Below are 14918 nucleotides of genomic sequence, written 5' to 3'. Positions count from 1 at the left end.
GAACCTCTTATTTTTTTAATCGCCGACAATAAAAAAAGAGGCTGCTCCAACAAACATTCTGGAACAACCTCCTCTTTTTAAGCTTCTATACTCGTTTTCCGCTCTATTTTTTCTACGATATGCCCTTCCTCATTCCACTTTACTGCACGGTAATACGCGTCATGATAAAACGTAAACCATGCTTCTTTCTCAGCACCATACTTCATCCACTTTTGTTTATGTTCAATCGATGTCATTGGATAGTCATCGTAGGCCATTACCCATAATACATTTTGATGTGCATGCGTCGGTAAAATGTCCGCTAAATGAAGCATCGTTTCACCCTGACTTTCAAGGACGACAACGGCATGTCCATCACTATGGCCACCCGTATGCGCCATTTTTATTTCATCCGTAATTTCTATTTCTTGCTGAAAGGTAATAACTTTATCTACAATTGGCTCCCAATTTTCCGTCCAGTATGTATTACGCGATCTAATATTTGGATTCCTCATTTCATTCCATTCCGTTTCACTTACGTAAACTTTCGCATTCGGAAACGTCGGCACAAAGTGATCTCCTTCCCGCCTTGTTAAACCAGATGCATGATCAAAATGAAGGTGCGTCATTAAGACGTAATGAATATCTTCAGGCTTTAGACCCAGTTTTTCTAACGATTCATAAACCGATGATTCTTCTGTTACACCTTGATTTCGCTTCATTTTCTCATTCAACTTACCGTTTCCTATTCCAGAATCAATAAGCATGTTTCCTTCTTTCGTTTGCAAAAGTAACGGATCTGTTCGTAAATAAATATGGTTTGTATCATTATGTTGGTATTTGCGTGACCAAAGTACTTTCGGCACAACTCCAAACATTGCACCTCCATCTAAATGTGTATTCCCACCTTTTAGCCATGTCACTTTTATATTTCCAATTTGTAACTGTTCCATCTTTCATCCCCCTTTCTTTTTAATATTAACATAAAATTCTGATTGTTTTAGCTACAAAAAACCTATGCATTACTGCATAGGTTCTGTGCGATATTTCGCTTCAACTCGGTAAATACGATGACCTTTACTAGAGAATTTCTCTTCGTATTCTGTCATAATATTTCCTTCATAATCACTATTATGAAGATCTAGGCTAAGGTAAGTTAATAACATACCATACTCAGCCATACTCATAAGAGAGTATTCAAATAGGCCTTGGTTATCAGTTTTGAAGTGAATTTCTCCACCCTCTACTAACACTTCCTCATAATTGCGTAAAAACGTTTTATACGTTAAACGACGTTTCATGTGACGATTCTTCGGCCATGGATCTGAGAAGTTTAAATAAACGCGGTCAATTTCACCTTTTGCAAAGAAAACTTTTAAATCTTCAGCATCTTTATTAATTAACTTTAAGTTCGGTAATTCTTCTTCAATTAATTTATCAAGTGCATCTACAACAACACTTGTGAATTTTTCAATTCCAATATAATTAATATGTGGATTCGCTTTTGCCATATCATACATAAAGCGGCCACGTCCTGTACCTACTTCAATATGAATTGGTTGTTCATTTCCAAATACTTCTTTCCAGTTACCAGCGCGCTCTTCTGGGTTTCCGATTACGATATGTGAATATTCATTAATTCGATCCATTGCATAAGGTTTATGTCTTAAACGCATAGATGTCTCCCTCTCTTTACAAAACTATTTTAAAGGAAAAATTCCTTCTTTCTGTTTTAATCAATCTATCAAACAAAAAACCAAGCACGTACGAGCACTCGGTCCGTTTCTTTCAAGTATAAGATGTACCATTTTGATAAAAACTACATAAAGCATTAAACATTCCATGACGAAACAGCTTTTTCTCTTACATTTCCAGTGAGAGAAAAACACTCGAAAGGATGATCCGTTCATGCCAATTAATCAACAGCATCAATTAGAAGTGTTAAAAGATATTTTAGTCAACCATCAAAGTGATTGCTGCGGGACAGTTTCTGAATGCGAGCAATTAGAGCGCCTCATTCAATCGTTACTCGCAAACGATAGTATAAGTAGTGACGCTAAAGCAATGCTAAACGATGTATATTCTTATAGTCAATCGGGTAAATCTTCCTCTAATTTGGACAACCATATTTCCAATAATCAAGAACAACTTACTCAGTGGATTGCTGGAATGGACAATTTTTCTTAAGTATTATTCTGAAGCAAGTAGTTGCTGTAAATATTGATGCCAATATTTAGCTTCTGCTTGCTGCTTTTTTGTTGTGTGCCATTGAATAGATAAAATCGTTTGTGCTATAACATACCATCTCATACGCCTAAGCAATGATTCATCTAGTTCAACATCATAATATCCGAGCCACTCACTCCATTCATGACGCGGAACATACCAATATAATAACATACCAAGGTCTAAAGCTGGGTCAGCAATCACAGCTCCATCCCAATCAATCAAAAACAATTCATCTTCATCCGACAATATCCAATTGTTATGGTTTACATCACAATGGCATACAACGAATTCATCGTACTCAATATCTTTTAATGACTCTGTTAAATATTGAAGACCTTGCTGAATTGTTTCATCAACTCTTATATCTCCTCTTAAAACAAGTTGTAATTGTTGTAATAACTCTTGCGCATGAAGCGGCTGCTTTCCTAGCCTTTGAATCATCTGCACAAGCGCTTTAGAGGAGTGTATTTTCTTCAAAAGTTTCGCAACACGTTCTAGTTTCATATCCTCTGGCTCTAACTTCTGTCCCGGAAGCCATTTTTGCGCAGAAATTACATCACCGTTCGTTACCCTTCTTGTCCAAAGTAATTTTGGAACAATTCCTTCTGCTGACAATACCGCTAAAAAGGGCGATGTATTCCGCTTTAAAAATAACTTTTGTTGTCCGTTTTGCGCAATATATGCATCGCCCGTTACTCCACCAGCCGGTATAAGACTCCACTCTTTTCCTAATAATTGTTCCAACCATTCCATATTCATTACCCGTTAACAAATCCTTATCTTTTATAGTTATGAAAAGAAAAACCGCAACATTTCTACACATGTTGTGGATTCATATATTTTACTGTAGTTAAATGAAAAGAAAACTTGGCATAAGCCAAAAACAGGATAAATCCCCTGCTCTTCTAGTTTATTTTACAAAATCACTCATAGAATGACAACTTATCAAAATCGTCACCTTTGTCAATTCTACATTTATTACATTCTCATCGTCAAGTAGCGATTTGTCACATTATCGTCAATATATACGTGCTAGTTGGAGCCATTTGAAGTTCCTTTCCTCTAAATGAAGAAATTGGCTGTATTTTTGCTTGCTTTTCGTTTACTATCACATGCCACGTTTCTTCTTTCGGAAGCTCGACTATTTCATTTTGCAAACCGCTATTGAATAATACAACAATCTCTTTCCACGGTCCGAAAGATTCTACATTTTGCAAATGGTATGCAAGTGCTTCTTTTGATGTTTGCAAAAAAGTCATATGCTTTTTTATAAGATCAGCGCTTTTTAATCGGAATGCCCCATGCTCCTTCCGAATCGCGATTAAACCTTTTATATAATTAACTGTCTCCATCTCTGTTTCTTTTTGATCCCAATCTAATCGATTGATTTCATCATTTGCATTATAACTATTTTCGTTTCCTAGCTTCGTACGATAAAACTCTTGCCCTGCATGTAAGAAAGGAATCCCCTGCGAAAGAATAACTATTGCAGTTGCTAATCGATGACGTCTTTTCAAAATTTCTTCTGATTCCGGATTACTTTGCACTAGTTTATCCCACATCGTCATATTGTCATGACATTCTACATAGTTGATACTTTGCATTGGTTCTAAGAATAATCCTGTTTCTTTCATACTTAAAAGACTGCCAGCTACTATATACTGCAAATGATTACAGTCTACATGCCCACCAAATGCAAAGCCACGTTTATTTATATTAAACGTACTTCCTTTTATTCCATCACGAAATTGATCATTAAACTGTGCGATACATGGCATTTTATTCGCGTTATTTAACGTAGCTTTCTCGCCAAGAGGAAGTGGTGTTTGTAAATCCCATCCTTCACCTAATAACAGCGCATCATGCTTTATTTTTCGCACTTCTTTTTCTAACACATTCATCGTTTCAACGTCTAAAATCCCCATTAAATCAAATCGGAATCCATCAACATTGTATTCAATAAGCCAATATAAAACAGATTCTACAATAAATTTCCTCATCATTTTCCGTTCAGATGCTATATCATTTCCAACTCCCGTTCCATTAGAAGGCATACCATCTTCACCATGACGAAAATAATATCCTGGGACAAGCTTCTCAAATGATGATAACTCTCTTTCATAAACATGATTATATACAACATCGATAATTACCCTGATGCCGCATGCATGGAATGTTTCAATCAGTTGTTTACACTCTACTATCCTGTTGTACGGATCAGAGGGGGTTGTAGCATAAAATCCTGTTGGTGCATTGTAATATAATGGATTATAACCCCAATTATATGCGGAAGCAGGATTCGCCTCATCTACACCACCGAAACAATATAAAGGTAATAGTTCAACATGTGTAACACCTAAATCTTTTATATGAGACAATCCCGTTAACGTCCCATTTCGTCCCGTTGTCCCCTCTTCTATCAATCCTTTATATGTCCCCTTATTATTCACTCCACTGTTTGGATGAATAGTAGCATCACGAATATGCAGTTCATACAATATCGCATCTGTCATTGACTGTAATGCTGGTAATTCCTCTTGTTTTGTTACATTCGTCTTTTCCAAATCGATAACAATGCCGTATTTCCCATTTACAGTCACTGATTTTGCGTAAGGATCCACTGCTTCATTCCATATTAAATTAATACATACGAGAAATGTATATTTTACTCCGGCTAAATCGCCTTGTAATGTATGAGTCCAAACTCCGTTTTCTCCTCTGTACATTTCATAATCGATATATTCTTTATCACTTTTATAAATTCTTACTTTCGCAAGCCTTGCAGTTGGAGCCCATACTTTAAATATCGTCACTTCTTTTTGATACACAGCACCTAAATCTGTACCTTCGTAATAATACTTTTCATCGAAAATTGCTGTCCGAATCACAGCGCCTATTTGTAAATCTGTTTCTTCGTTCCGTTCATCTCGTACTGTATAATATTTCCCCACATCTAGCGGCTCTTCTATAAAGCACTCATACTTCGTTGCATCCGGAAGAGCAATAGTATGAGCAATCGGCAATTCTTTCAAATTGCTTCCTTCTTGTAAACGAAATGTCCGGCTTGTTCCATACGCATGTGGGAGCAAAATTGTAATTTTATTCATTTCATCTAAATAGGCATCAAATGGACGTTTTACTTTCAACATAAAAAATCACCATCATTCTCAAAATTAAAATAAAGTGAAACTTTAATCAGCGGGAAGGCTTTATTCCACTGATTATTAGTTGAACCAATCGGGCCTTTATGGGCAGTAGATCTCCCACCTAACTTCTTTGCTTCATCTTAATTTTGAAGTGGGAGTCTTACTGCCCGTTAATAGAGGGATGAAACGAGCTGCAAATGATAAGGTTTTTCTTATCAGCAAGACTCTATACAGTAACACATTATTCTCTATAGTATATTCACCTGTATAAAAAACGTTTTCATACATTCTATTTTTGTAATTTTATTTCAGCAACTGGTCTATACTTTGGCGTTTCCTTCACGTGAGATTCATACAAAGTAATCGTATCTGCTTGAAATGACGTTACAGGTAAGTCTTTTACATTTGTCAGATCAAATACTTTTTCTCCTACCCATTTACGCGCAACAGTAATATGTGGATGATAAGGGCGCGTCTCTAGAGAGAAGCCATTTTCTTCACAAATTGTATGCACTTGTTTTTGCAACTGAACCAAATCATTATTCTCACTTACCTTCGCCCAAAAAATACGCGGCTCGTCTTCCAGGCCAAACGTTGAAAATCCTTGTAACGTGAAAGTTAGTTCTTTGATTTCTGTAAGTGTTTGTAATCCATTCTTTATTCCTTCTAATTGTTCCTCTGTCGCACTTCCTAAAAATGAAAGGGTAATATGATAGTCTTCTTCATGTACCCACGAGCGAAATGGTAATTCATCCTTCATTTCCACTTTGTAATTAGAAAGAGTTTCTTTTATATGACGTGGTAAAGTTACTGCAACAAAATAATGCGGCACCATCTACATCGTCTCCTTTATGTTATTGTTGCTTTTCTTTCTTATCTCATTCAGTTAAAAAGAATCGAACCTTCCTAAAAAGTCTAACCAAGTTAAGATTGCAATAGTAATTGAAATTATATCGACGCAAAATCAAATATATCGACTTAACAACAAAATACGACAAGAGAAGCAACCTATCCCTAACAGAAAACCGTCCCAAAAAATCTTTTGGGACGGCCTCTCATTATTTACATATCCATTACTTTGCTAATTCATAAATCGCCTGAGCATAAATCGCTGTTGCTTTTAATAAATCTTCAACTTCAATGTACTCATCTTTTTGATGCGCAAGTTCTTCTTTTCCAGGGAATAGCGGGCCAAATGCAACGCCAGCTTTCAATGAACGAGCATACGTACCACCACCGATTGCTAATAGTTCTGCTTTTTCACCTGTTTGTTCTTCATATACGCGTTGCAACGTGCGAATTAATACGTGGTCTTTATCAACGTGATGCGGGCGAGAGTTCGAATAATCCGCCACTTCAAATCCATGAGTACCGACATATTCTTTTAACTTCGCAATCATTTCTTCAAAGTTAGTCGTAACTGGATAACGTACATTTAATCCTAAATTACCACCATTCTCTTGCGTATAAGAAAGGCGACCAACATTCACTGTTAACGGACCGCTAATATCGTCTTTATAAGAAATACCAGCTTTCTCGCCCAAAATATCTCCTGTAAATGTTTCTGTTACAAATGATGCAAACGAAGCCCCTTTTCCATCAAGAGAAACTTTCGTTAAGCAGTTTGCCAATAATAAACCTGCATTTTCTCCCTTTTCCGGAGTAGATCCGTGAGCTGAAATCCCTTTGATTTGTAACGTCACCGTATTGCCTTCTACAATTGCTTTACCCATTTTTTTAGCAGTTTGTAAATACTCTTCATATGCTACTGTAAGTACATTTACATCTTCTCCTGTAATAATCGCTTCTGCATAATCAGGAACCATATTCAAACGACGACCTGACTCAAATGAAATCAGCTTAAATGTGCCTTCTTTCTCTTCGCTACCATTTTGAACAACTTGTATGTCAGAAATTCCTTTTTCCGCATTAATAATTGGAAAATCTGCATCTGGTGCAAAACCGATTGTTGGCATTTCTTCATTTTTAAAGTAATGATCTACACACTTCCAATTACTTTCCTCATCTGTTCCTAAAATCATACGAACACGTTTAGAAAGAGGTAAGCCTAATTCTTTTACAATTTTCATTGCATAATAAGCTGACATTGTCGGCCCTTTATCATCAATCGCACCGCGTGCAAAAATCTTCCCGTCGCGAATATCCGCACTATACGCAGGAGTTGTCCAGCCATCTCCTTCTGGTACAACATCAACATGACAAAGGATACCTACTAATTCTTCTCCTTGTCCCATTTCAAGATGACCTGCATACCCTTCTAAATTTTTAGAAGCGAAACCATCTGTGTCTCCTTTATGTAACATGAAAGATAAAGCTTTTTCTACACCGTCACCAAATGGTGCACCCTCTTTCGCGGATTCTTCTTCCCATACACTTTTAATTTGTAAAAATTGTTGTGTATCACGAATTAAATCATCTTTTCGTTTTGCAACTTCTTCTGTCCAATTAATCGTTGACATCACGCATCCATCCTTCACTATATTGTCTCTTTCATCATAGCAAACCGAAATCTCTTATGCCATACATGAAAATCCAATAACGAACAATTGTAATATTTCAGATATTTCTCATTAGTTTTTCTTTTATTTTCTCAAAAAAATTTGCAGGAATTTGGCGTTTTACGTAGAAATTTATGAGTTAGTTGACTGACCAAATATACAATGTCAACTACCAATATTTTTCTATATGAATATTTGTTAAACTTTTGTAAAATTTAAGTAGATTAAAGCATGAATTTTATCATGTAGAGTACAATGGTAGTAACGACCTTCTTTCCTGAATGGGGTCAAAAAAACTAGTAGAGGAGTGGTTTTCTCTTGAAACCTACAACTACTCGTATGCTAACACGCATTAAATCGATTTATATGTACATCAATGAAAACGGTACGGTAACAACGAAAGACCTTGTAGATGAGTTCGGGATCACACCGCGAACGATACAACGTGATCTAAATGTGTTGCAGTTTAATGAACTCGTGTATAGCCCTTGCCGCGGCAAGTGGACAACGACAGGAAAGAAAGTGAGAATGACCTCATAACAAAAAAATAATTGTATGTAAATAAATACATACCCCTTTCTAACTCATTAGAAAGGGGTCTTTTCTATGCTTTGAAATTAGGCGTTACTTTTCGTTATCTACTTGATATGTTTTTAACATTTCTACTTCTTCATCTGTTAATTCACGATATTGCCCAAGTTCTAACTCTTCATCTAGCACTAAAGGTCCCATCTCTGTTCTCTTTAAGTACACTACTTTTTTCCCTACCGCTTCAAACATACGCTTCACTTGATGGAATTTTCCTTCTGTAATCACGAGCTCAATTTCAGAAATATCATCACTTTTTAAAATTGTAAGTTCGCCTGGCTTCGTTTCATAGCCATCTTCTAAAATAACACCTTTAGCGAATTCTTTTACATCCTCTTCCGTTACAACTCCTGAAACGTGTGCATAGTATTTTTTCGGCACATGCTTTTTCGGAGATAATAGTTGATGCGTTAACTTCCCGTCATTTGTAATCAATAAGAAACCTTCTGTATCAATATCGAGTCTTCCAACAGGAAATGGATCAAAAATCGCATCTTCTAATTCTAATAAATCTATTACTGTTTCGTGGTTATCATCTTCTGTCGCTGAAATAACACCTTGTGGTTTATGCAGCATTAAATAAACAAATTCTTTATATTCCACAACTTCACCGTGAATCATAACCTCTTGTTCTTCTACATTCACATGAAACTTCGGATCTTTCACTGGCGTCCCATCAATTTTCACAACGCCGTCTTTCAATAATTTCTTTACTTCTTTTCTACTTCCGTGTCCCATGTTCGCTAATAATTTATCTAATCTCATGTTCTTCACCTTCTTTATTTATCATAAGAAAAGGGGACGTATTTACGCCCCTTTTGATTTCAACTTTATTTTGAATCTACTACCAAGTTTACGCTGGATTTTCTCTAAAGCTTCTCCGCCAAATACTCTTTCTAGTACTCCTGTGCGAATCGCTAACAATCCGTAAACAAGTCCACCAATACCTGCACAAATCGCAACTGTAATAAGAGCACCAATACGGCCATCAGGCGAAATTATGAAGGATAGAAGCCATTGTGATAGTTTTACAGCAATAACCATTACAAGTGTTAATACTGCAATTTGGAATGTTCTCTTATATACAACACCAAATGAATAGTTTGCATGTTTTTTGATTTGTCTATTCGTATACCATACAGAAGCTAAGAAGCCGACTGCAGTAGCCAAAATCGCCCCAACTGTACCGAAATAGCGAATAAAGATTACGTTACATACAAATTTCAAAATAACACCCATCACAAGCGCAACAATCGCATGTTTCTGCTGGTTAATCCCTTGCAGAATTGCTGCTGTTACTGTGAATAAAGCGAATAACAACGCAACTGGCGCATACCACATTAATACTTGTCCACCTAGTGGATCTGAATCGTAGAAAGCAGTGTAAATTGGATACGCAAGTGTAGAAATACCGATAACTGCTGGCAATGTTAAAAACATATTCGCCTGGAATGTTTGTGTAATTTGTAATTTCAAATAACGGTATTGCTTTTCAGTAAACGACTTTGTAATCGCTGGCACAAGCGTTAAACTAAACGCTGTTGCAAGTGATACTGGAATCATAATTAATTTATGCGTCCACATCGTGAAAATACCAAGTGCTCGCTCTGCGATATCCCCTTGACCAATCGCCTGCATAATAGAGTTAAATGTCAATGTATCAATTTGTTGATATAAAGGAATTGTTAACCCAATTACAACGTAAGGAATTGCATACGCAAACAACTCTTTAAACAATTGAGCAGTACTTACCGTCGATTCTGGTACAGTTTGCTCAATTAAATATTGATCCAAATATTTTTTACGTTTTAACCAGTACCAAATTAATACGCCAAGTGCTCCAACTGCTGAAACGAATGCAGCAAATGTCGCAACCCCAACTGCCGTTGCTACTGTACCGCCAAGTACTTTAATAACGATGAAACTACCCGCTAATAAAAAGACGATACGAATAATTTGCTCAATAATTTGTGACACCGTAGTCGGTCCCATCGATTGGTGACCTTGGAAATAACCACGGATCAAACTTGCTGCCGGTACAACAATAAGCGCAAAACTTACGAGACGAATAATCGTCGTAACTTCTTCTATCTTATTTTGTAAACTTTGTTTACCAAGCATTGCTTCTGCAAATAATGGTGCGGTCATGTATAGAACTAGGAACGAAAGAACTCCGGTTACTATCATCATAACCATTCCTGAGCGGAACATTCTCCGGCTCGTTTTATAATCGCCAAGTGCATTATATTTGGAAACAAACTTCGAAACAGCAAGCGGCACCCCTGCCGTTGCAATACTTAAAAATATCGTATATGGAATGTATCCATATGTATAGAGCGTTCCGCCTTCTGTGCCTACTAATGCATGAAACGGAAAGACGTAAATCATGCCTAAGAACTTTACTAAAAATGTCCCTAACGTCACAATAAGCGTTCCGCGCAGAAATTTTGAATCGGACATACGAAAATCCTCCTACATCTACATAAAGTGAAACTTTAATTAGCGGGAGACTCCCCTCCTACTAATCATTCGAGCATTTATGGACCGTTTCAACTCCCTCTTTACTTCTCATAAATCTTAAGATGGTAGTCTTATTGCCCATAAATAGCGGGATAGTGCTGAACTCTAACTTTTGTATTGTACCACAATTCTCTCCTTAAGCAGTACTTCACTCTATTTTTCTTTTAAAGGAAAACATGCTATTCTTTTAGGCAGGAAATGTAGAAAATGAGGTCGATATATTATGCATTATGATGTTATTGTCATCGGCGGCGGTCCTTCAGGGCTAATGGCTGCAATCGGTGCTGCTGAAGAAGGCGCAAGCGTCTTACTTCTTGATAAAGGAAATAAACTAGGACGTAAACTTGCAATTTCTGGTGGTGGTCGTTGTAACGTAACGAACCGTCTACCACTTGATGAAATCGTTAAACATATACCTGGAAATGGTCGCTTCTTATACAGTGCTTTTTCTATTTTTAATAATGAAGATATTATTACATTCTTCGAAAATCTCGGTGTAAAACTGAAAGAAGAGGATCATGGCCGCATGTTCCCAGTATCAAATAAAGCGCAATCTGTTGTAGATGCACTGTTAACACGATTAAAAGACTTAGGTGTGAAAATACGTACGAATACGCCTGTTGAAACGATTGAATATGAAAATGGTCAAACGAAAGCAGTCGTACTGCAAACAGGCGAAGTGTTAGAAACGAATCACGTCGTTATCGCTGTTGGCGGAAAATCTGTTCCTCAAACTGGTTCTACTGGAGATGGATATGCTTGGGCTGAAAAAGCTGGGCATACAATTACAGAACTTTTCCCAACAGAAGTACCAATCCTTTCAAATGAACCGTTTATTCGTGACCGCACATTACAAGGTCTTGCTTTACGAGATGTAAACTTAAGTGTATTAAACCCGAAAGGAAAAGTTATCATTTCTCATAAAATGGACATGCTTTTCACTCACTTCGGCCTATCTGGTCCTGCTGCTCTTCGCTGTAGCCAATTCGTTGTGAAAGCTATGAAAAAGTTTAAAACGCACACAGTGCACATGAGTATCGATGCATTGCCAGAAGAAAATAGTGAGCAACTATTCCAACGCATGCTGAAACAAATGAAAGAAGATCCGAAAAAAGGAATTAAAAACGTGTTAAAAGGTTATGTGCCTGAACGTTACTTCTTATTCTTATTAGAAAAAAATGAAATTGACGGTAGCGAACAAGCTGGACAAGTTTCTCACGAGAAGATTCGTGCACTTGTGAAAGACTTTAAAGAATTTACTGTGAATGTAAATGGTACGCAGTCAATTGAAAAAGCATTCGTTACTGGCGGCGGTGTATCCGTTAAAGAAATTAATCCGAAAGAAATGTCTTCTAAATTCACGAATGGCTTATATTTCTGCGGAGAAGTTCTTGATATTCACGGTTATACTGGTGGCTATAACATTACATCTGCTCTCGTTACTGGTAGAATTGCCGGAACAACAGCTGGAGAAAACGCAAAAATGCAGTATTAAAAAAAGAAACAGGGGTTCCTGTTTCTTTTTTTATATGTACATGAAATTATATCGGCGATGTGACAAGAGATATCGACTTACCAACAAGGAACACCACATATGCCCTCCTCCTACCTCTCGTTCTTTTTTGTTGCTTTATATAGCTTAGTACCTTTATATTTTATATTGTTGAATATTTAAAAAAGGGTAAGGGGAAAAAATATGAGAAAAAAAGTCATGATGTCTTTAATGCTAATGACGTTTCTTTCTGCGGTAGAAGGAACGATCGTTAGTACAGCGATCCCTCGTATAACGAGTGATTTGTCAGGCGTCGAACTTGTTAGTTGGGTATATGCAATCTATATGCTTGCAACAGCTGTTTCGACTCCAATATACGGAAAACTAGCTGATTTATTCGGTCGTAAAAAAGTTCTGCTCATCGGAGCAACAATCTTCTTAATCGGTTCTGCACTTTGCGGAGTCGTTACATCAATGGAACAATTAATATTCTTCCGCGCTCTTCAAGGTATAGGGGCTGGTGCTGTTATGCCAATCACAATGACGATTATTGGGGACTTATATAGCGAAGCGAGAGACCGCGCGAAAGCACAGGGCTGGATGAGTGCCGTTTGGGGTGTATCTGGTGTTATTGGGCCGTTAGTAGGTGGATTTTTAGTTGATTCTCTTTCTTGGCGCTATATTTTCTTCTTAAACGTTCCTTTTGGAATTATCGCCTGCTTAATGTTTGCCATTTCTTATAAGGAATCTGTTAAGTCTACCGCCAAGCAACATATCGACTACCTTGGTGCAACAGTCTTCTCATTAAGTACAATCGCTCTGCTATACGCATTATTAACGGGTAGCAGTAAGCAAAACTGGGGAGACATTTCAATTATCGGCCTATTAATCTTTGCCGCTGTTTCATTCATTATTTTCTTATACATCGAGAAAAAATCTCCGGAACCATTAATTCCGTTAGCACTTTTCTCTAACCGTACACTATCTACTATAAACATACTAACACTTATTGCTGGCGCAATGATTATTAGCATTACAGTGTATCTTCCAATTTGGAGCCAAGGTGTTTTAGGAAAAAATGCGACAGAAGCTGGACTCATTTTAATGCCGATTCCTGTTATGTGGACATTTGGCGCTATGTTCTCCGGTAACTTAGTTGGCAAGTTACAAACGAAACAAATCATTTTACTTGGAGCTAGCATTTTATCAGTTGCTACTTTCTTATTATTTACATTATCAACAGATTCACCATCATTCCTTATTTATGTTGCAGTCGGATTATTCGGCTTAGGAATGGGGCTTGTTACACCAATTTACATGGTCACAATTCAAGCAGCTGTACCGGCACATACGCGCGGAACGGCAGTTGGTTTAAACACATTTATTAATACATTTAGTCAAACACTAGGCGCTGCAATCTTCGGAACAATCTTCAATACGATGATTCACGCACGTGGTATTAAAAATCTTGATCTTGTTTCTTCTGGCGGACACGGCGGAGCTACAGCAAACGTAGCAACCGAGTCTCAAGAGGCACTGGCATCAAGTGTACACGTCATTTATATGAGCACTTTCGTATTAGCGGTACTCACATTAATTATCGCTTGGATCCTATTAAAGCCAGCTAAACAAACAAGTGAACAGTAAAAGGAGGATGACCGAAATGGTCATCCTCTTTTACTCTTCATGCTCCACAATATGTTTAAGCATGGACAATTTATTATCCCAAAAACGTTCATAGTACGAGAGCCACTGCTGTAATTCTTCTAATGGTTCTGGGTGCAAACGATATATCTTCTCTCTTCCACTCTTTCTTCCACTCACTAAATTCGCTTCTGAAAGAATATGAAGGTGCTTTACAACTGCAGTACGGCTCATCGGAAAATGATCCGTTATTTTGGAAATCGGTAACTCTTTATCACTTAATAACCGTATTACTTCTCGGCGGGTTGGATCAGCAATAGCTTGAAATACATCATATTTCGCTGCTGACGAAGACATTTAACCTTCAACAACCTTTTTCAGTTTTTCATTTACAATCGCTACCCATCCGCCATTCATTCTATCGCGAATAATAGAGCTCTTCGCATTCGCTTTCGGAAGAATTTCATCAGGATGTTTCCAGCCGCCGTGAATTAACGTAAATTCTGTTTTATTATCTCCTAGGTCTTTCAAATTAAATGAAACAATCCATCCATCTGTGTCCCATGAGAATGATAAATGGTTTGGCTCATCAATTTCTAACACTTTACATGGTGATGGCCCAAATGGCGATTGCACATGAAACTCATGTCCTACCTCTAATTCAAAATCATTTGGCATAAACCATGACGCAATTCCTTCTGCAGTTGATACTACATTCCATACTTTTTGAATAGACGCGTTAAAAACGATTGTTTGTTTAATATCATTTAATGTATTTTGTTGTTCCATTTTAATTCTCCT

Annotated in this window: 14 protein-coding genes; 4 read left to right on the top strand and 10 right to left on the bottom strand. The window is 37.2% G+C overall.

The window, feature by feature from the left end; translation table 11 throughout:
* Nucleotides 1-77: 77 nt before the first annotated feature.
* Both SJY24_RS06805 and trmB read right to left on the bottom strand, forming a co-directional pair.
* Entirely contained in the window at nt 78-932 is an 855-nt protein-coding gene (locus SJY24_RS06805) for a YtnP family quorum-quenching lactonase (protein WP_377864164.1), read from the bottom strand.
* A 69-nt stretch (nt 933-1001) separates the two neighbouring features.
* Nucleotides 1002-1655, bottom strand: a complete 654-nt coding sequence (gene trmB, locus SJY24_RS06800; protein ID WP_001239377.1) for a tRNA (guanosine(46)-N7)-methyltransferase TrmB — start codon at nt 1653-1655, stop codon at nt 1002-1004.
* A 232-nt stretch (nt 1656-1887) separates the two neighbouring features.
* Here trmB and SJY24_RS06795 point away from each other — a divergent pair, with 232 nt between their 5' ends.
* Complete coding sequence (locus SJY24_RS06795) at nt 1888-2166, top strand: YtzH-like family protein (RefSeq protein ID WP_001122236.1); 279 nt, start codon at nt 1888-1890, stop codon at nt 2164-2166.
* Nucleotides 2167-2169: 3 nt separating this feature from the next.
* Here the strand turns inward: SJY24_RS06795 and SJY24_RS06790 are convergent, their stop codons facing one another.
* The 4 genes from SJY24_RS06790 to pepV all read right to left on the bottom strand — a co-directional run bounded on the left by SJY24_RS06790 (nt 2170) and on the right by pepV (nt 7834).
* The gene (locus tag SJY24_RS06790) at nt 2170-2967 is read right to left on the bottom strand and encodes a phosphotransferase family protein (protein ID WP_002077574.1); all 798 of its coding nucleotides are present in this window, start codon (nt 2965-2967) and stop codon (nt 2170-2172) included.
* Between the two features lie 248 nt (nt 2968-3215).
* The gene (pulA, locus tag SJY24_RS06785; protein ID WP_377864163.1) at nt 3216-5357 is read right to left on the bottom strand and encodes a type I pullulanase; all 2142 of its coding nucleotides are present in this window, start codon (nt 5355-5357) and stop codon (nt 3216-3218) included.
* Nucleotides 5358-5643: 286 nt separating this feature from the next.
* Entirely contained in the window at nt 5644-6189 is a 546-nt protein-coding gene (gene thpR, locus SJY24_RS06780; protein ID WP_377864162.1) for an RNA 2',3'-cyclic phosphodiesterase, read from the bottom strand.
* A gap of 238 nt (nt 6190-6427) precedes the next feature.
* The gene (gene pepV / locus SJY24_RS06775) at nt 6428-7834 is read right to left on the bottom strand and encodes a dipeptidase PepV (RefSeq protein ID WP_377864161.1); all 1407 of its coding nucleotides are present in this window, start codon (nt 7832-7834) and stop codon (nt 6428-6430) included.
* 357 nt (nt 7835-8191) lie between these two features.
* Between pepV and SJY24_RS06770 the strand changes: the two genes are divergently transcribed.
* Entirely contained in the window at nt 8192-8413 is a 222-nt protein-coding gene (locus SJY24_RS06770) for a DeoR family transcriptional regulator (RefSeq protein ID WP_000805512.1), read from the top strand.
* An 84-nt stretch (nt 8414-8497) separates the two neighbouring features.
* Here the strand turns inward: SJY24_RS06770 and SJY24_RS06765 are convergent, their stop codons facing one another.
* Nucleotides 8498-9226: a pseudouridine synthase gene (locus SJY24_RS06765; protein WP_377864160.1), complete on the bottom strand. Its 729-nt coding sequence runs from the start codon at nt 9224-9226 to the stop codon at nt 8498-8500.
* Between the two features lie 42 nt (nt 9227-9268).
* The gene (locus SJY24_RS06760) at nt 9269-10921 is read right to left on the bottom strand and encodes a putative polysaccharide biosynthesis protein (RefSeq protein WP_377864159.1); all 1653 of its coding nucleotides are present in this window, start codon (nt 10919-10921) and stop codon (nt 9269-9271) included.
* A gap of 283 nt (nt 10922-11204) precedes the next feature.
* On the opposite strand from SJY24_RS06760, the gene SJY24_RS06755 reads away from it, so the two are divergent.
* Nucleotides 11205-12476: a BaiN/RdsA family NAD(P)/FAD-dependent oxidoreductase gene (locus SJY24_RS06755; RefSeq protein ID WP_377864158.1), complete on the top strand. Its 1272-nt coding sequence runs from the start codon at nt 11205-11207 to the stop codon at nt 12474-12476.
* A gap of 201 nt (nt 12477-12677) precedes the next feature.
* Nucleotides 12678-14120 carry an MDR family MFS transporter gene (locus SJY24_RS06750; RefSeq protein ID WP_377864157.1) on the top strand — a complete coding sequence of 481 codons (1443 nt, stop codon included), beginning with the start codon at nt 12678-12680 and terminating at the stop codon, nt 14118-14120.
* A 30-nt stretch (nt 14121-14150) separates the two neighbouring features.
* Here SJY24_RS06750 and SJY24_RS06745 read toward each other — a convergent pair whose 3' ends face one another.
* Nucleotides 14151-14474 (bottom strand): ArsR/SmtB family transcription factor, encoded by a 324-nt coding sequence (locus tag SJY24_RS06745; RefSeq protein WP_377864156.1) that lies wholly within the window; start codon nt 14472-14474, stop codon nt 14151-14153.
* Nucleotides 14475-14906, bottom strand: a complete 432-nt coding sequence (locus SJY24_RS06740) for an SRPBCC family protein (protein ID WP_098763446.1) — start codon at nt 14904-14906, stop codon at nt 14475-14477. It abuts the gene before it with no gap.
* Nucleotides 14907-14918: the final 12 nt, after the last annotated feature.

The sequence above is a fragment of the Bacillus sp. R86525 genome, from assembly GCF_042466195.1.
Lineage (GTDB): Bacteria > Bacillota > Bacilli > Bacillales > Bacillaceae_G > Bacillus_A > Bacillus_A nitratireducens.
The sequence above is the reverse complement of the archived record's forward strand: the minus strand, read 5'-3'. Positions and strand labels throughout refer to the sequence as shown.